Annotated in this window: 17 protein-coding genes; 12 read left to right on the top strand and 5 right to left on the bottom strand. The window is 73.5% G+C overall.

The features are described from left to right. Nucleotides 1–132 precede the first annotated feature (132 nt). On the bottom strand, nucleotides 133–1020 hold the full coding sequence (locus ACWCPI_RS33955) for a DMT family transporter (protein ID WP_451041855.1): 888 nt from the start codon (nucleotides 1018–1020) through the stop codon (nucleotides 133–135). A 501-nt stretch (nucleotides 1021–1521) separates the two neighbouring features. On the opposite strand from ACWCPI_RS33955, the gene ACWCPI_RS33950 reads away from it, so the two are divergent. Then, nucleotides 1522–2619 (top strand): carboxylate-amine ligase, encoded by a 1098-nt coding sequence (locus tag ACWCPI_RS33950; RefSeq protein WP_451041797.1) that lies wholly within the window; start codon nucleotides 1522–1524, stop codon nucleotides 2617–2619. Nucleotides 2620–2665: 46 nt separating this feature from the next. Here the strand turns inward: ACWCPI_RS33950 and ACWCPI_RS33945 are convergent, their stop codons facing one another. Beyond that, a complete protein-coding gene (locus tag ACWCPI_RS33945) occupies nucleotides 2666–3799 on the bottom strand; it encodes a hypothetical protein (protein WP_451041796.1) in 1134 nt (377 codons plus the stop codon). Between the two features lie 195 nt (nucleotides 3800–3994). On the opposite strand from ACWCPI_RS33945, the gene ACWCPI_RS33940 reads away from it, so the two are divergent. From ACWCPI_RS33940 to ACWCPI_RS33905, 8 genes are all read left to right on the top strand, one after another. Next, nucleotides 3995–4495, top strand: a complete 501-nt coding sequence (locus ACWCPI_RS33940) for an SRPBCC family protein (RefSeq protein ID WP_451041795.1) — start codon at nucleotides 3995–3997, stop codon at nucleotides 4493–4495. Next, nucleotides 4488–6107: a phytoene desaturase family protein gene (locus ACWCPI_RS33935; protein ID WP_451041794.1), complete on the top strand. Its 1620-nt coding sequence runs from the start codon at nucleotides 4488–4490 to the stop codon at nucleotides 6105–6107. Before ACWCPI_RS33940 ends, ACWCPI_RS33935 begins: the two co-directional genes overlap by 8 nt. Nucleotides 6108–6158: 51 nt before the next feature. Further along, entirely contained in the window at nucleotides 6159–6638 is a 480-nt protein-coding gene (locus ACWCPI_RS33930) for a hypothetical protein (RefSeq protein WP_451041793.1), read from the top strand. A gap of 120 nt (nucleotides 6639–6758) precedes the next feature. Further along, nucleotides 6759–7661, top strand: coding sequence for an SDR family oxidoreductase (locus ACWCPI_RS33925; protein ID WP_451041792.1), 903 nt, complete (start codon nucleotides 6759–6761; stop codon nucleotides 7659–7661). A 39-nt stretch (nucleotides 7662–7700) separates the two neighbouring features. Then, entirely contained in the window at nucleotides 7701–7946 is a 246-nt protein-coding gene (locus ACWCPI_RS33920) for a DUF2945 domain-containing protein (protein ID WP_451041791.1), read from the top strand. Between the two features lie 11 nt (nucleotides 7947–7957). Further along, complete coding sequence (locus ACWCPI_RS33915) at nucleotides 7958–8446, top strand: MSMEG_6728 family protein (protein ID WP_451041790.1); 489 nt, start codon at nucleotides 7958–7960, stop codon at nucleotides 8444–8446. A 66-nt stretch (nucleotides 8447–8512) separates the two neighbouring features. After that, nucleotides 8513–9373: an oxygenase MpaB family protein gene (locus ACWCPI_RS33910; protein WP_451041789.1), complete on the top strand. Its 861-nt coding sequence runs from the start codon at nucleotides 8513–8515 to the stop codon at nucleotides 9371–9373. An 89-nt stretch (nucleotides 9374–9462) separates the two neighbouring features. Then, nucleotides 9463–10080 (top strand): TOPRIM nucleotidyl transferase/hydrolase domain-containing protein, encoded by a 618-nt coding sequence (locus ACWCPI_RS33905; RefSeq protein WP_451041788.1) that lies wholly within the window; start codon nucleotides 9463–9465, stop codon nucleotides 10078–10080. Nucleotides 10081–10314: 234 nt separating this feature from the next. On the opposite strand, the gene ACWCPI_RS33900 is transcribed toward ACWCPI_RS33905, so the two are convergent. Continuing rightward, the gene (locus tag ACWCPI_RS33900) at nucleotides 10315–10965 is read right to left on the bottom strand and encodes a hypothetical protein (protein ID WP_451041787.1); all 651 of its coding nucleotides are present in this window, start codon (nucleotides 10963–10965) and stop codon (nucleotides 10315–10317) included. A 214-nt stretch (nucleotides 10966–11179) separates the two neighbouring features. Between ACWCPI_RS33900 and ACWCPI_RS33895 the strand changes: the two genes are divergently transcribed. Further along, complete coding sequence (locus tag ACWCPI_RS33895) at nucleotides 11180–12889, top strand: SpoIIE family protein phosphatase (protein ID WP_451041786.1); 1710 nt, start codon at nucleotides 11180–11182, stop codon at nucleotides 12887–12889. An 86-nt stretch (nucleotides 12890–12975) separates the two neighbouring features. Here ACWCPI_RS33895 and ACWCPI_RS33890 read toward each other — a convergent pair whose 3' ends face one another. Further along, the gene (locus ACWCPI_RS33890) at nucleotides 12976–13725 is read right to left on the bottom strand and encodes a restriction endonuclease (protein ID WP_451041785.1); all 750 of its coding nucleotides are present in this window, start codon (nucleotides 13723–13725) and stop codon (nucleotides 12976–12978) included. 429 nt (nucleotides 13726–14154) lie between these two features. Here ACWCPI_RS33890 and ACWCPI_RS33885 point away from each other — a divergent pair, with 429 nt between their 5' ends. Both ACWCPI_RS33885 and ACWCPI_RS33880 read left to right on the top strand, forming a co-directional pair. Next, entirely contained in the window at nucleotides 14155–14835 is a 681-nt protein-coding gene (locus tag ACWCPI_RS33885) for a maleylpyruvate isomerase N-terminal domain-containing protein (protein WP_451041784.1), read from the top strand. 90 nt (nucleotides 14836–14925) lie between these two features. Continuing rightward, complete coding sequence (locus ACWCPI_RS33880) at nucleotides 14926–15522, top strand: DinB family protein (RefSeq protein ID WP_451041783.1); 597 nt, start codon at nucleotides 14926–14928, stop codon at nucleotides 15520–15522. 263 nt (nucleotides 15523–15785) lie between these two features. Here ACWCPI_RS33880 and ACWCPI_RS33875 read toward each other — a convergent pair whose 3' ends face one another. Next, nucleotides 15786–16556 (bottom strand): hypothetical protein, encoded by a 771-nt coding sequence (locus ACWCPI_RS33875; RefSeq protein ID WP_451041782.1) that lies wholly within the window; start codon nucleotides 16554–16556, stop codon nucleotides 15786–15788. Between the last annotated feature and the right edge of the window lie 34 nt (nucleotides 16557–16590).

Here is a 16590-nt window from a genome sequence, read left to right as displayed (position 1 = left end):
ATGTCGGTATGACTGGCGTGGTAGTTCACCAGAAAACCGGACAGACCGAAACTGCTCCCGGGGCCGATCACGGCGGGAACCCGGCACTCATCCCGTTGGGGAACAGCCCTCAGGGCCCGTTGAGGACAGCCCTCAGGGCGCGTGGTGCACCTCCTCCGGCGCCACCACCGCCTGGGCGAGCGGAATCCGCGCCAGGGCGAGAACCCCGGCGGCGACCAGCGCGACACCGAGAAGCTGCGGCAGCAGCCACCACCCGGAGCGGATCTCCTCCTCGTACAGCGTGACGCCCAGGGCGAGACTGACCAGCGCGTCACCGAGGGTGAGGGCGGGCTGGGAGGCGACCAGCGGGCCCGCCTGCATCGCGTTCTCCAGCAGGAACAGGGCGCACACGCCGGTCGCCGCGAACGCGTAGGTCTGCCAGGCGGAGAAGAAGCCGCCCAGCCCCTGCTCTTCGAGGATGTGCACGGCGGCCTTCATCAGCGCCGCGGTCACCGCGTAACTGATCGCCGTCGCGGCGCCCAGGAACGCCGCCCTGGCACGTCCTTCGGGGCGCCGCAGCGCCGCGAGAGCGAGCATGACGACCAGCCCCGCGCACACGGTGAGCGCGGGGATCCACCGGTCCAGTGCCACATGGGTGCGATCGCCGGAGGGGGAGGCGGCGAAGAGCGCGAGCGCCAGCCCCGCCACGACCACCGCCACGGACCGCCAGCCCGCGCCCGCCAGACGACGGTGCATCAGCAGCGAGGCGACGATCAGGGTGAGCGGCAACTCCAGCACGAACAGCGGCTGCACGATCGTCAGCGGCCCCGTGGCCAGCGCCAGTGCCTGGCAGACGGCCGCGGCGATCACCGCGAGCATGCCGGCCAGCCAGACCGGGCGGCGCAGCAGATCGAGGATCAGCCCCGCCCGCAGCCCCTCCGAGCGCGGCACGGTCAGCGCCGCCTTGCGCTGCAGCACCGTCGCGACGGCGTTGCTGAACGCCGCGCACAGCGCGAAGAGGACGGAGAGCGGGGTGTGCAGCGGACACCTCCGGGATCCACGGGCCTGTCACGCCGGCCGGCCTCCCTGCCGTGAACGATGCCCGGCAGGCCTTCCCTCGCAATGTCACTCCGGCGGTCGGACCGCGCAACTCACAGCCCCTCGCCACCTCCGGGCCCCGGCGACCGGACCCGATCCGCGGGCCTGCGGCAGCGGGGCGGGTGCCTCCCGTGCGCCGACGCGGCCGACGTGTCCGCGCGGTCGGCTGCCGTAGGCGGTCCGTTCCCGTGCCCGCGGAGCGGACGCGACCCCGGCCGCGCGCGGCGCCGCGCCGGCGGTCCGCCGGACCGTCCGCGTGACCGGCTCGCCGGGCGGCTTCGGGTCAGCGGTCTTCTTCACGGCTGTCCCATGGTTTGTAGTGCGTCGGTTGCGGCACTCGGACACCCACATGCGAGACCCCTTTCGAGGAGGTCACCGCTGTATGTCGTGCGTCGAGCAGACGCGTCGGGGACCGGCGGTGCCGGGTGGAACAAAGGGCGGTCGATGACGACGATCGGCGTGGAAGAGGAGTACCTGTTGCTCGACCCGGCCACGGGTCTGCCGGTGCCACGGGCGGAGGAGGTTCGTGCCGCGGCAGGGCTGGGGCCCCTGGTGGCCGACCAGGAGGTGCAGCACGAGCTGCTCCAGGCCCAGATCGAGGTGGCCACTCCCGTGTGCGACACGTTGGAGGAGGCGGGCGGTCACCTGCTGCGGCTGCGGCACGCCGTCGCGGTCGCCGCCGAGGAACGCGGCTGCCGGCTCGCGGCCTGCGGCACCTGGCCGCTGCGGCGGGCCAGTCCCGTGGCCGTCACCGACGAGGCCCGCTACCGGGCCATGGTCGTCCAGGCGCCGCAGCTGGTGGCGGAACAGCTGGTGAACGGCATGCACGTGCACGTCGCCGTGCCGGACCCCGAGGCGGGCGTACAGGCCCTGAACCGGATCCGTACCTGGCTGCCGACGCTGACCGCCATGTCGGCCAACTCCCCGCTGTGGGAGGGCCATGACACCGGCTTCCGCAGCTGGCGCACCGTGGTCTTCAGCCGCTGGCCGGTCAGCGGCATGCCCCCGTCCTTCCAGGACGCCGGGGACTACGAGCGGCGCGTGAAACGGCTGTCGGACGCCGGTCTGATCGCCGACACCGGCCAGCTGTACTGGCAGGCCCGGCTGTCGCCCCGCTACCCCACCATCGAGGTGCGGTGCTCCGACGTCCAACTGGGCGCCGACGAGGCGGTCATGCTCGCCGGGACCATCCGGGCCCTGGTGACGACCGCCCTGGCCGAGGCGGACGCCGGAACGCCGACCCTCGACCACGACCCGGAACTGCTCCAGGCCGCCATGTGGCACGCCGCCCGGCACGGCCTCGGCGACACCCTCGTCGACCCCGGCGGCGGCACCCTGCGTCCGGCAGGCGACGTGGTGAACCGGCTGATGAGCCACGTGGGCGACGCGCTGGACGAAGCCGGCGACACCCGCCAGGTGACCGCACTGGTGGACCGGCTGCTGCGCGACGGCACCGGCGCGGACCGCCAGCGCGCCGCTCTCGCCGACGGCGGCCTCCCGGCGGTGACCGACCTGATCAGCGTACGGAGCACCGTGCCGTGACCTCGCCCTCAACCGCGCCGGCGGGCTCGTCACGAGGGGCCCGGCGTCACCGACCGATGTCGAGGCGTTCGGTGTAGGCCTCGGTCAAAGGCGCCGGGGCCGGGCTCGTCATGCCCGCCGACCAGAACCCCGAGGTGCCCGGAACGGGCGTCACGTCGTTGAGGTACGGCGCCGGTGCCGCACCGGCCGGGCCCCGGACGGCCGTCCAGGTCTCGCCGTCCCGGCGCAGGTACGTACTGCGGCTCTGGTCCTGGTGATCCCACCCCGAGATCCACGCCGCGCGCCCCCGCGCGTCACCCGCGATGCCGGTCAGGGACCCGGCTACGAAGCCCGCTTCCAGCCGGGTCCAGGCCGTGCCGTCCCAGTGGCTCAGGGCGGGGTTGCCGGGGCGCCCGGGCGGCCCGCCGACACCGGCCTCGGTGCCCACCGCCCACACGTCGCCCGGGCCGGCGGCGTGCAGATCGGCGGTGCTCAGGCGCAGACCCGCGATCGGCGGGAGGACCGTCCACGCCCCGTCCCAGCGGGCCACGAGCCCCGACCAGCCGCCGCCGGTCGACTGGTCACCGCACACCCAGAGCTCACCCGGCGCGGCCACGACGATCCGGTACAGGTTCGCGCTCGTGACGGGCAGCGGCTCCAGCCAGCGCCAACGCCGCCCGTCCCCGTGCAGCAGCCGGACGGCGCCGCCCCGGGTACCGCAGACCCACACCTGCCGGTCGGATCCGACCGCCACCGCGCTCAGCCGGACGCCGGGCTCACCCAGGCCCGGGAAGGCGGCCTCTCGCCAGGTGCTCCCGTCCCAGCGCAGCAGCGGGCTGCCGTTCCCGGCCGGCTGCCCCACACTCCAGGCGGCGCCGGCGCAGACACCGGCGACATCGGTCAGCCGGGTGTGGTTCAGATGCGTCAGGTCGGTCTTCGTCCAGGCGCCGCCGTCCCACAGCATGCCCAGCCCTCGCCCCCGCGACGGTCCGGCGAGCCCCTCCTCACCCACGGCCCAGGCCAGGGCGGGCCCGGCGGCGGCGATGCGCCGCAACTGCGCCGCGGGAGTGCCGCCGGGCGCCGGGACGGCCTGCCAGCCCTCGGCCCGCAGCGCCGGCCCGTCGGCCCTGGACGGAACCGGGCCGAGCGCGATCCCCGAGGCCGCGCCGATCGCCCCTGCCAGTAATCGCCTTCGTCTCACTTCCGGTCCCCCTCCACGAGGATCGGGCGGTCAGGAGGGACCACCGTGGACCAGCACGGCTCAGGGGTCCAGACACCCGCGTGACAAAACGGGAGCTCCGCGAGGACCGAGCACTCCGGGCCGGTTGGATCAGCGCAGCGCGGGCACTCGGGGCCGGCCGACGGACAATCCCGGCCAGTCACCCTGGAGGTCTCCGTGGCCGTACGCCACCGTCTGATCCGAGTCCCCCCGAACGTCGTGTGGGCCGTCCTGGCCGACGGCAGCCGTTACGCGGAGTGGGTGGTGGGAACCTCACGGTCCGAACCGGTCCGCGGGCAGTGGCCGCACCTGGACGCGGCCATCCGCTACGAAGTCCGGCTCGGCCCCGCCAGGCTGACCAACGAGACCGTCGTACGCCACTGCGAGGAAGGCGTCCGCCTCGAACTGGAGGCCTACGCCGGTGCCCTGGGCAGCGCGCGCGTCGCGATCGAGCTGCGGCCCTGGGGCGAGCACTGCCTGGTGATCGTGGACGAACACCCCCTGCAGGGAGCGGGCGGCCGACTGCACAACGTCGGCTTCGAGGCACTGATCCAGCTGCGCCACCGCGCCATGCTCACCCGGCTGGCCAGGCTGTGCGAGAACGAGGCCCCCGACGCCCGGCACACCGAACCCGAGGAGCCCGCGGCGGCCGACGCCTTCGGAGCCGGCCATGCCTGACGCCGTGGTGATCGGCGCGGGCCCCAACGGCCTGGTGGCCGCCAACGTGCTGGCGGACGCCGGGTGGAGCGTCGAGGTGCTGGAGGAACAGCCGGAACCGGGTGGCGCGGTCCGCCACGACCGGGGCGTCGACCCCGCCTTCGTCAGCGACCTCTTCAGCTCCTTCTATCCCCTCGCCGCCGCCTCACCGGTGCTGCGTGCCCTGCGCCTGGAGGACCACGGGCTGCGGTGGAGCCACGCGCCCAGCGTGCTGGCCCACCCCCTCACCGACGGCGGCTGTGCCGTGCTCGACCGTGACGTCGCGATCACCGCCGCGTCCCTCGACGCCTTCGCACCGGGTGACGGGGACGCCTGGCGGCGGCTGCACGACGTGTGGCAGCGCCTCCACTCCGACCTCCTGGGCACCTTGTTCACGCCCTTCCCGCCCGTCCGTGCCGGGGCCCGGCTGGCGCTACGGCTGCGCGCCGCGGGCGGACTGCGTCTGGCACGCACCCTGATACTGCCCGTGCGCCGACTGGGGGAGGAGGAGTTCCGCGGCCAGGGCGGCCGACTGCTGCTGGCCGGCAACGCCCTGCACGCCGACCTCGCCCCGGAATCGGCCGGCAGCGGTGGCTTCGGCTGGCTGATGGCCATGCTCGGACAGACGTACGGCTTCCCCGTCCCGGTCGGCGGCTCCGGCGCCCTGACCCATGCCCTGACCCGACGCCTGGAATCCCTGGGCGGCCGGGTGCGCTGCGGACAGCGCGTGGAGCGGGTCGTCGTGCGCGAGGGTCGGGCCGCGGGCGTGCGGACGGTCGCCGGTGACGCGGTGACGGCGCGCCGGGCGGTGCTGGCCGACGTGGCGGTGCCCGCCCTGTACGGCGACCTCCTCGACCCCGAGCACCTGCCCGCGCAGCTCCTGGACGATCTGCGGCGGTTCCAGTGGGACTTCGCCACCTTCAAGGTGGACTGGGCCCTCGACGGCCCCGTGCCCTGGCGGGCGGAGCAGGCGACCCGGGCCGGCACCGTGCACCTCGCCGACGGCATGGACGAACTCACCCGTTTCGCCGCGCAGATCGCCATGCGCCAGGTCCCGGACCGACCGTTCCTGCTGTTCGGCCAGATGACGACAGCCGACACCACCCGTTCGCCGCTGGGCACGGAATCGGCCTGGGCCTACACCCACGTGCCCCACGAGATCGGCGCCGACGCGGCCGACGAGGGCATCACCGGGAGCTGGGACACCAAGGACCAGGAACTCATGGCCGACCGGGTCGAACGCCAGGTGGAGCGCTTCGCGCCCGGCTTCCGCTCCCTGATACGCGCCCGCCGCGTCCTGGCGCCCCCCACTCTGGAGGCGCTCGACGGCAACCTGCACGCCGGTGCCATCAACGGCGGTACGACCGCCATCCACCAGCAGCTCGTCCTCCGCCCCGTCCCCGGCACCGGACGCCCCGAGACACCGGTGCCCGGGCTCTTCCTCGCCTCCGCCGGGGCGCACCCGGGCGGCGGTGTGCACGGCGCCCCCGGAGCCAACGCCGCCCGGGCAGCGCTGCACCGGCACCGGCCCCCCGGCCTCGCCGCCGCCCAGCGCCTGCTGAGCCGGCGCGACCGCACCGGAACCAGCCGCTGACCGCGCATCCGCCGCCTCGACGCGGCGGTACACAAACCGTCAAGGAGGCCCATGAACACCGATGAGCAAGCCCTCGACAGCCCTGGCGGCGACGACGGCCCCGACCGCCGCCACAGGCGCCCCGCCGGCGTCGACGACAAGACGGTCGAGGCCCTGGGAGCCCTGTCCAAGGCACGGGAGACCACCGAACGGGCCCGAGGGCGCCTGTACGACTTCCACCAGCTCACCGGAACCGCCGACCTGCAGCTGGACCGCGCCGTCCAACTGCTGCACGAGGCCGGTCACCCCGAATGGGCCGAGAAGGTCCGCACGGAGATCGTGGGCCGCAACGTCATCCCCGGTTACTGGACGTTCCAGCTGATCGAGGCCTACGACGCCACCTACTACCGGCCTTTCCAGGACGTGGAGGCCGGCGTGGTGCAGCAGCTCGCGCAGGGCCGCCCCCACCTGTACGAGGCGGAGATGAAGGAGGAGCGCCGTACGCCCGGCCACCCCGACCACACCGCGCGGCCCCCGGCACCGGAGGTCTGAGGCGCATCCGAACACCGCCTCCGCGAGGAAGTGGGTGACGAGGGCCCGACACGAGGCCCGGCCCGAGCCGAATCTCCGGCCCGAGCCGAGATCCCGATCCGAGCGACCAGGAGGGCAGCCGTGCGCAGCAGTCCGCTCGCCGACCGTACGGTCGTCGTCACCGGGGCCGCCCGGGGCGTGGGCGCGTCCCTGGCCCGCGAGATCGCCCGGCGGGGCGCCCGGGTCGCACTGCTCGGCCACGAGAAGGCCTCCCTGGACGCGGTGGCCGCGGCTCTGCCGGGGCCGGCGCTGGCCGTCGAGGCCGACATCACCGACCTCACCGGGCTGGCGGCGGCGGCGGACGCCGTGCGGGCCGGCCTCGGACGGCCCTCGGCCGTGGTGGCGAACGCGGGCATCGCCGAGGGCGGCCCGTTCCTCGCCTCGGACCCCGCCGCCTGGCGCCGTGTGATCGACGTCAACCTCGTCGGCAGCGCCCACACCGCCCGTGCGTTCCTCCCGGACCTCCTCGACACGGCGGGCTACTTCCTGCAGATCGCCTCCCTGGCGTCGATCGGCGCCGCCCCGCTGATGAGCGCCTACTGCGCCTCCAAGGCGGGCGTCGAGGCCTTCGCGCACTCCCTGCGGGCCGAGGTCGCCCACCGTGGGGTCGGGGTGGGCGTCGCCTACATCAACTGGACCGACACCGACATGATCCGTGACGCCGACCGGTACGCCGTCCTGCGCGAGCTGCGCGGCCACATGCCGCCGCCCGCCCGCCGCGTGTACCCCGTGGACACCGTCGCCGCCCGTCTGGTCAGGGGCCTGGAGCGTCGGCGGACGGCCGTGTACGCGCCGGGATGGCTGCGTCTGACCCAGCTGGTGCGCGCGGCCCTGCCGGCTGTGGTGCTGCGCGTGTCACGCCGCGCGCTGCCGCGCCTGGAGGCGGAGGAGCCCGTCATGTACACCGGCCCCCTCGGCGCCGGCGGCCTGGCCGACAGCGCCGCGTCCGGACGGCGTGCGCAGGCACCGCGATCAGCGACGTAGACGGACACGATCAGGGACGGAGCGAGAAAGGACACGACCATGGCGAGGAAGACGAAGAAGACCGGCGACAGCGGCGAGGGCACCGACCTCGCCCGGGGCGACGAGGTCACCTGGAACAGTCACGGCACCACCACGGAGGGCACGGTCGAGCGGAAGATCACCCGCCGTACCGAGGCCGCGGGCCGCACCGTGGACGCCTCGCCCGAGGACCCCCAGTACGAGGTGCGCAGCGCCAAGTCCGGCAGGTCGGCGGTGCACAAGCCGTCCGCGCTGCGCAAGAAGTGAGCCGGTGACCGATGCAGACGTTCCTGCCCCACCCCGACTTCCGGCAGACGGCCCTGGTCCTGGACCGGCGCCGGCTGGGCAAGCAGCGGGTCGAGGCGCTGCAGGTCCTGCGCGGTCTCACCGTCCCCGGCTACGGATGGCGCCGGCATCCGGCCGTACGGATGTGGACCGGGTACGAGGAGGCCCTCGTGCGGTACGGCCTGGAGATCTGCCGGGTCTGGCGGGAGCAGGGCCACCAGGACAGCTGTGCGGCCTCCCTGGTCGCCGGACTGGCCGCTGAGCGACCCGGCGGCGCGGTGCGCGACCAGGCGGACCTGGCCGCGGCCGGCGAACTGCCGCCCTGGCTCGGTGACGCGGCCTTCCACGAGAGTCACCGCTCGGCCCTGGTCCGCAAGGACCGCGACGTCTACGCCGCCCTGTTCCCCGAAGTACCCGACGACCTGCCCTACGTGTGGCCGCCGTCGGACCGCGAACCCCGGCACGCGCTCACCGGCCCCTGAACCCCACGCCGCGCCCGTACCCCCTCGGTATCGCGGACACTGGCAGCAGGAGAGGGGAGGCCGGCCATGCTGACCGTCGTCCGTGAACAACTGGGCCGGGCCCTGTTCCGCCGCGTCGCGGGCCCCGACGGACCGGCCACGCGGGCCCGCATCCACCACACCCCCGGCCCGCGCTGGTTCGCACCGGACCGTCCGATCCGCGCGGTCCACGGTGACGCATCCATGTTCATCGGCGGACTGAGCGCCCTGCTCCTGCAGTCCCTGCACCCGCTCGCCATGGCGGCGGTGGCCGGGCACTCCGGCTACCGGGGCGACCCGTGGGGACGGCTGCAGCGCACCAGCACCTTCCTCGCCGTGACGACCTACGGCACCGCCGAGGACGCCCAGCAGGCCGTCGACCGCGTCCGCGCCATCCACGACCGCATCCGCGGGACCACGAGCGAGGGCGTTGCGTACCACGCGGCCGACCCGCACCTGCTCGGCTGGGTGCACGCCGCCGAGACCGACAGCTTCCTGCGCGCCCACGAACGCTTCGGAGCCCATCCGCTGGACCCCGCGGGCTATGACGGGTACGTCGCCGACACCGCACGCGTCGCCGAAGCGCTGGGAGTGGCCTCGCCGCCCCGCGACCGCCGTGAGCTGGCCGAGCGCCTGAACGCCTACCGCCCCGAACTGCGGGCCACCCCCGAGGCCCGCTCCGCCGCCCGCTTCCTGCTCTTCCAGCCACCCCTGCCCCTGCCCGTGCGCCCGTTCTACGGCGGCCTCGCCGTCAACGCCGTCGCACTGCTCCCGCCCTGGGCCCGCGGCATGCTGTGGCTGCCCCGCGTCCCGGTCGTGGAGGACCTCGCCGTACTCCCCACCGGCCAGGCCCTGACCCGGACGATCCGCTGGGCGATGAAGCCGCCGCGCCAGGCCCGTCCGATGTGAGCGGCCGCAGCGAAGGCCCGCTCAGGGCTCGTGACGCAGCCGGTGAAAACCCCGTGCCCCACGAGTGGGCCCAGGAGCAGAATCGCCCCATGGCGGATATGGAAGCGTTCCGGAGCGCGGTCGCCGGCTGGGCCGCGGGAGAGCCGGGCGGTGCGGCCGGCGAGCTGGCCGAGCGGCTGAGCGTGCGGACCGCCGTGCTGCTGGAAGGGCCGAGCGACCTGGCCGCCGTCGAGTCGCTGGCCGCGCGCTACGGCCGGGACCTGCCCGCCGAGGGGGTGTGCGTGATGCCCATGGGCGGCGCGATGAGCGTCGGCCGCTACGCGAGCCTCCTCGGGCCGCCGGGGCTGGGCCTGCGTCTGGCCGGCCTGTGCGACGAGGGCGAGCGGCGCTTCTACGACCGCGGTCTGGAGCGGGCTCGTGCCACGCCCCAAGGGGTCTTCGTGTGCGTGTCCGACCTGGAGGACGAGCTGATCCGCGCACTGGGCGTGGCACGGGTCGAGGACATCGTGGCGGCCGAGGGCGAACTCCAGGCCTGGCAGACCTTCCTGCGCCAACCGGCGCAGCAGGGCCGGCCCCCGCAGCAGCAGATGCGGCGCTTCCTCGGCACGAAGAAGGGCCGCAAGATCCGCTACGGCCGCCTGCTGGTCGAGGCCCTCGACTCCGAGCGGGTGCCCGCACCCCTCGACGGCCTGCTCGCGAGCGTGTGAGCGGACTCTGCCTCCCCAGCGGCCGAGCGAAGCATCGCTCCATCACCGTCGGTGAAGTCGCTCATGGTCGCTCCCTTCCGGGTCGAGTTGGACGGGCCGCCCCGGTCGCTGGGCGGTGCTGCCGTTGCAGGTGTACTGCTGCACCGCCGTGCCGTTCGCGGGTCCGGCCCCGCGGGCGTCCAGCGAGCCGATCTCCCGGCGGGCACCGAAGGCCCGACGAAGGGCCCGGCGACCTCACCCGGTCAGGCCCGCGAGGGCGAGCGCCCTGACGATGGCCGACAGGTCCGGCGGATCACCGTCGGGGCCGACAGGACGCAGTCGCTCCAGCAGCGTCCGCGCCTCCACCCGTCCCGCCGCGGCGTCGGCCAGCAGCCCCTCCCCGCCCGGCCCGCCGGCCGTGCCGTCGACGTGGCACGCCAGCTCCCGAAGCAGACGGTCGCGGTCGACGACGTCGCTCATGCCGCAGTCCAGGCCGTCGTCACCGAGACCGTCGGGGTACGGCGCCCGGCCCCAGGCCCCGTTCTCCCACCAGTAGACGCAGCCGAGCTCGTTGCCCCGGAGCCGGTCGCGCAGTTCCTCGTAGGGCAGCCAGCCGGGCCCGCCCGCGAGCATGTCGATCGGCGGTTCGTGCCACTTCACGCCGCTCGACTCGTCCTCACCGTAGAGAACGAACCGGCCCTCTCCCCTCCTGGACATGACCCACCAGGTGCAGCCGGCGTCGTCGTGGTTGAGACCCGTCTCGTCGATCCAGCGACCGGTCCGATGGACGCTCGGGCGCCCCTCCTTCTCGCTGGTCGCCTCCAGGGCGGCGAGCAGCGCCCAGCGCGCCCACAGCTCCTCGGCCGGTGGAAGGTCCTCCGGCCGCCCCGGACGGTGAATGGTCATGTGCACGCCCCCGCCTGATGATCCAGCGTCGTCGATGATCGTCCCCCACAGTACGTCGCAGCGAGGCGCCCGAAGGATCGTGGACGTCCCGGCCGGACGCCCACGTGGATTCCTCGCGGTTGTGGGCATACGGGGAAGGCGAGCGAGCACACCAGAAACACACGGCCAGGCGCGCCGGCCGGCGGGGCGTCGACCCGATCAGCGAGGAGCCACGATGACGGGGCCAGAGCGTACGCAGACCGCCCCCGACCCGTCCGTGCCGATGCTCAGCGCCGCGCTGGCGGCCGTCGGCACCGGCGCCTACGTCGTGGACGAGCAGGGCATCATCATCGCGGTCAACGGCCACGCCGAGAGCCTGCTCGGCCGGTGCGCGGACGAACTCCTCGGTCACGACGCGCACGACCTGCTGCACCGGGACCCGCAGGGGCAGCCGCTGCCGAGAACCCGGTGCGCCATGCGGCAGGCGTTCCACGCCGGACGCACGGCCCAGGCCGACGAGGACTTCTTCGCCCACTCCGACGGCTCCGTACTGCGCATATCCTGGCTGATCACCCCGTACGACCTCGGCGACCACCAGCTCGGCACGCTCGTCCTCTTCCACACCCCCATGCCCCCGGACGCCATCGAAGCGCAACCGCAGCGGCAGCCGACCCAGCCGCTGTCGGAGCTGCAACGGCTGGCTCTGCTGGCCGACACCACCGGACAGCTGACCTCCACCCTCGACGTCGACGAGGCCCTGGAACGGCTGGTGTCCCTGGTCGTCCCGAGGCTGGCCGACTGGGCCGTCGTCGACCTCATCACCGAGCGCGACGAAGTGTGGCGACACGTCGTGGCCCACGCCGACGAGGGCACCCTCGTGCACCACGAGGACCTGCAAGGACCGATGCCACCGATTCCCGAGGAATCCCCGATGCCGCTGTCCAGCGCTCTGCGCGGCGTCGCGTCCACCGTGGCCGGACCGCAGACCTATCAGGGGCTGCCGGACTCCGGCATCGCGGTCGAGCAGCGTCGCCTGTTCGAAGCCACGGGTATGCACTCCGCGGCCATCGCACCCATCCGCAGTACCCGCGCGGTCCTGGGAGCTCTGACCCTGGGCCGGAGCGAGAACCCGGCGCCCTTCACCCCCGCGGACCTCCCCCTGATCGAGGACATCGCACGCCGTGCCGGGCTCGCCCTGGACAACGCCCGCCTCTACCAGCGCCAGCGCAAAGTGGCCGAGACCATGCAGAACCATCTGCTGCCCCAGATGCCCGGCCTCACGGGCCTGCAGATGGCCGTCCGCTATCTGCCCGCACCGGACGCCTCACAAGTGGGCGGTGACTGGTACGACGCGTTCCCTCTGTCCGACGAGTCCACCGCCCTGGCCATCGGAGACGTCGTCGGCCACGACCTGGAGGCGGCGGCCGGCATGGCGCAGGTCCGCAACATGCTCCGCGCCTACGCCTGGTCCCAGCACGAACCCCCCAGCCGGATCGTCGAACGGCTCGACGAGGCCATGCAGCACATCACCGACGTCACCATGGCCACCATGATCTTCGCCCGGGTCGAAGCGGCCGACGACGGCCACTGGCGGCTGTCCTGGACCAACGCCGGCCACCCTCCGCCGCTGCTGATCAGCAGGGACGGCCTTGCGGACTACCTCACCGACGGCCATGGCATCCTCCTGGGCTCCCACGCGGATCTGCGCCGACCCGACGCCACGGCACTGCTCCCGCCCGGGGCCACCCTGGTCCTGTACACCGACGGCCTCATCGAAGGGCGCGGCCGCACCATCGACACGGGACTGCACCGATTGCGCCAGCACGCCGCGGCTCTCGCCCACCGGCCCCTGGGGTCGTTCACCGACCAGTTGCTCGACCGGGTACGCCCCGCCGACAACGACGACGACGTCGCCCTCCTGGCCCTGCGCGTGCCCACGGGCTGACCGCGCGGATCGGGGCGCGCGGCGCTCGGGGGTGGTGCCCGCCGCACCTCACCGAGGCGCAGGTGCGGTGCGACGGGTGCGTCTTCTCAGCGGCCCCACTGCGCCGCCGAGCCGTCCGGGGCGGTCTCCCAGGGCCGGGAACCGGTGCCCTGCGTCCACGCACGAAGTGCCTCCCGGTCCAGGCACACGATCCCGCACTGCTCGGCGTACTCCAGCGCAGGCGCGGTGAAGTCACTCGTGGTCACCAGCACGGCCACATCGGCCTCGTGAACGGTGAAGCACGTGCCGCCGAAGCGCTGGAGATCCTGGGAGCCGACCCGGTGCGAGTCGCCGTACTGCTTGCACTGGATGACGACCCGGCTCCCTTCGGGAGACACGGCAAGGACATCCGCACCCAAGTCCCCGGCGCCTCCCACGACTTCGACCGCCGAGCAGCCGTCCCGTTCGCAGAGGGCCGCTATCGCCTCCTCGAACTCCTCCGGAGTCAGGGCGTCGTAGTCGACGGCGAACTCGACAGCCGGGGGCTGACGGGGTGTCACCGGCGCTTCCAGTGCGTCGGCCGCGGTCCTCGCCGCTTCGTCGAGCGCCGTCGCGGCCCGGCGTGCGGCCCTGGCCAGATGCAGTCGGCGCCGCAGGCCCGCGATGCCCGCGACACCTACGACGACCAGGGCGAACATCCAGGCGGGACGCCGCTCGACAGCACCGGCCATCATGCGGGCGGCGAGGCCCAGGACGCTCAGCGCCACGGCGACAAGGACGAAGAACAGGGCGGTCGAGCGAAGGTCGAACCCGTACCGACGGTTCGCAGGCGGTGTGGGACGCGTAGGTGCGGTCACGGCATGCCCCTCTCATGGGACCGAAGGAAGATCACTTCCGCCGTCTGCCCAAGATCGGGAGCTTCACCGGCGGGTTCGCCGTGGGGATGACTTCACTCGTACCAGGGGGTACGGCGTCAGCGTCGCGGCACGGAACCGCGCCTGCGTCAGGGGTGGTTGTCGGTAGTCCGAGGCCATCGCCGACGAAGTCGGCGAGCCGCAACTGCGTGACTGGTACCGGGAGCTCGACCTGCTGCCCGGTGCCGTCGAGACCGTGATCGGCGCGGAAAGCACCCTGGACGAGACGGTCGACCACATCATGCGCGACAGCGGCCTGGCCGATCTGCCCGCTGTGGACCGCTGACGGCACGGGTACGCCTACTGCTTCGGGGTAACCGCGCCTGACGGGGCGGCGAACACGCCGTCCGCGGACGGGCGGGCAGGGGACGCATGAGCACAGCACATGTCGTGGCGCCGGCGCGGGTGCTGCGTGCGGCGTACGAGGCGGTGTCGGCGGTCGTCGCCGGACTGGGGGAGGAGGACTCGTGGCTGCCGACCGGCTGTACGGGCTGGGCGGTGCGCGATCTCGTCCACCACTGCCTGACGGACGCCCAGCGGGCCCTGGTCGCTCTGCACACGCCGGCCCGTGAACCGGCGGACCGGGACGCCGTGACCTACTGGCAGGACTGGCGGCCGCACACCGAGGGGGCCGCCGACAGCCGGCGCCGGGCGCGGGTGAACGGCAGCATGTTCCTGGACTTCGGCCGGCTGCAGGACCTGTACCTGCAGACGCTGGCGGCGGTCACCCACGCGGCGGGCGAAGCGGACCCCGCACAGCGCGTCCGCACACAGGGGCACGTGCTGACGGCCGGGGACCTGCTGGTCACCCTGGCGGTGGAGGCGACGATCCACCAGCTGGACCTGACGGTGGAACTTCCGCACCCCCCACCTCCGGCGCCCGAAGGCCTGGCCGCGGTGCGTGCCACGCTCGACGGCCTCCTCGGCCGACCCGCCCTGCCGGACTGGACGGACGAGCACTACGCACGCGTGGGCACCGGCCGGAGCAGGCTCACGGCTGCGGAACGCGCTGCGCTGGGCCCCGCCGCTGACCGGTTTCCGCTGTTCGGCTGAGCGACAGCCCGCACGGCACGACTGGTTCGAAGACTGGAGGGCCGGACGATCCTCCCTCCGTTGTCAGTGCCGGGTGGAAGACTGCCCGGCATGATCGAACCGAACCCGAAAGCGGACCTGCTCCGATATCTGCAGGAAGGGCGCGAGGCCCTGGTGTGGAAGCTCGATGGGCTCTCGGAATACGACATCCGCCGCCCGCTGACCCCCACGGGCACGAACCTGCTGGGGCTGGTCAAACATGTCGCAGGTGTGGAGCTGGGCTACTTCGGCGACACCTTCGGCCGGCCGTTCTTCGACGCGGACCCGCCGCCCTGGTGGTACACGCGGGACGCGGAACCCCACTCGGACATGTGGGCCACGGCGGACGAGTCGCGCGAGGACATCGTCGCGCTGTACCAGCAGGCGTGGGAACACTCCGACGCCACGATCGCGACGCTCGCGCTGGACGCGGTCGGCCACGTTCCGTGGTGGCCCGAGGGCCGTCGGGAAGTGACGCTGCACCACATCGTGGTGCGCGTGATCTCCGATACCCAACGGCACGCGGGCCACGCCGACATCGTTCGAGAACTCATCGACGGGGCCGTCGGGTTCGCGCCGGGCAAGGACCTCATGGCACCAGGCGATCAGGCACGGTGGGAGGGCCACCGCGACCGGCTGGAGCGTGTGGCGCGGGAAGCCGGCCGCTGATCCCCCCGCCGGCAGGTCGTGAACCCGCGTCGCTCGTGCGGGTGGTTCGGGGACTGGCCGGCCCGGCTGCGGGCATGCCCATCCGCAGAGGCGGCTGCGGCGGTTATTCGTTCCCCCACGGCGCTGCCGCGGCCGCCCTCGACGCCCCACTCTCGGCGGACGTCGAGGCCGAGCGCCGCGCCTCGGGGGCAGTCCGGAGGCCGATGTCGTGGACCGGGTCCCGGTACGTCGCTGTCCCGTGGCTCGCCCGCGGCCCCACGGCGTCAGCCGGCCGGAGTGCCGCAGGTGAGCTCCGGCGGGCAGAACCAGCCGACGGCGGTGTCGACGAGTTCACGTTCGGCCTGGTCCGCGTTGTCGGGTCCGTACGCGACGAGCGCGTAGCGGTTGCCGTCGGCCGCCTGGAAGCGGTGGTCGATCACGTGTCGTACACCAGAGTTCGACTCGCCCACGATCTCGCTTGCGCGGTACTCGTGTTCGGCCGCCGCGTCGGGGGAGGAAGGGGGCTCGGTCAGCTCGATCAGTTCGTAGCCGTCCAGCTTGGCACTCTCCACCTGGGCGGCCTGGAGCGATCCGTACGGCGAGTCCTCCATCAGCTGGAACACCTGGAGCCGGCGCAGGCCGTCGGGGCTGCGGTAGTTGACGATGTCGATGCCGTACTGCGACGGGCTGCTCTCCCTCGACCAGCCCACCGGGACCGCGATACGGAACCCCTCCTCGTCGGGCACCTCGTGGTAGCCGTCCGGCAGGGCCGCGGACGCGTAGTCGTTCCCCGTGGGGGACGTCCGCGGGGTGGGGCCGCTCGGGTCGGCCGGCGCGCTGTCGTCCTGCCCTGAGCTGGTGGGGCGCGGCGGTTCGGGCTCGTCCTTCCAGGCCAGGGCCCAGACGCCGAAGCACAGCCCCACCACGGCCAGCACCACGCCGGTTCGCTCCAGAATGCGCCGCTGACGCGGCAGATCCAGGTACTGGTCCGGGTGGTAGAGGCGCTCACGGCGCCCGCCCGCCCACTCCTGCTGTTCCCTGTCGTACACCCTCATCGCCGTCGTCCTTCCAGGCTGCCGGCTCGTCTGC

The sequence above is a fragment of the Streptomyces sp. NPDC001920 genome (assembly GCF_053594495.1).
This window is presented reverse-complemented; position numbering and strand designations above follow the sequence as displayed.

Excerpts from the sequence above, each read along its gene's own strand:
- ACWCPI_RS33905 (WP_451041788.1), top strand. The coding sequence starts at position 9,463 with ATGGCGGATATGGAAGCGTTCCGGAGCGCGGTCGCCGGCTGGGCCGCG.
- ACWCPI_RS33900 (WP_451041787.1), bottom strand. The coding sequence starts at position 10,965 with ATGACCATTCACCGTCCGGGGCGGCCGGAGGACCTTCCACCGGCCGAG.
- ACWCPI_RS33885 (WP_451041784.1), top strand. The coding sequence starts at position 14,155 with ATGAGCACAGCACATGTCGTGGCGCCGGCGCGGGTGCTGCGTGCGGCG.
- ACWCPI_RS33895 (WP_451041786.1), top strand. The coding sequence starts at position 11,180 with ATGACGGGGCCAGAGCGTACGCAGACCGCCCCCGACCCGTCCGTGCCG.
- ACWCPI_RS33930 (WP_451041793.1), top strand. The coding sequence starts at position 6,159 with ATGAACACCGATGAGCAAGCCCTCGACAGCCCTGGCGGCGACGACGGC.
- ACWCPI_RS33875 (WP_451041782.1), bottom strand. The coding sequence starts at position 16,556 with ATGAGGGTGTACGACAGGGAACAGCAGGAGTGGGCGGGCGGGCGCCGT.
- ACWCPI_RS33910 (WP_451041789.1), top strand. The coding sequence starts at position 8,513 with ATGCTGACCGTCGTCCGTGAACAACTGGGCCGGGCCCTGTTCCGCCGC.
- ACWCPI_RS33915 (WP_451041790.1), top strand. The coding sequence starts at position 7,958 with ATGCAGACGTTCCTGCCCCACCCCGACTTCCGGCAGACGGCCCTGGTC.
- ACWCPI_RS33950 (WP_451041797.1), top strand. The coding sequence starts at position 1,522 with ATGACGACGATCGGCGTGGAAGAGGAGTACCTGTTGCTCGACCCGGCC.
- ACWCPI_RS33880 (WP_451041783.1), top strand. The coding sequence starts at position 14,926 with ATGATCGAACCGAACCCGAAAGCGGACCTGCTCCGATATCTGCAGGAA.
- ACWCPI_RS33920 (WP_451041791.1), top strand. The coding sequence starts at position 7,701 with ATGGCGAGGAAGACGAAGAAGACCGGCGACAGCGGCGAGGGCACCGAC.
- ACWCPI_RS33935 (WP_451041794.1), top strand. The coding sequence starts at position 4,488 with ATGCCTGACGCCGTGGTGATCGGCGCGGGCCCCAACGGCCTGGTGGCC.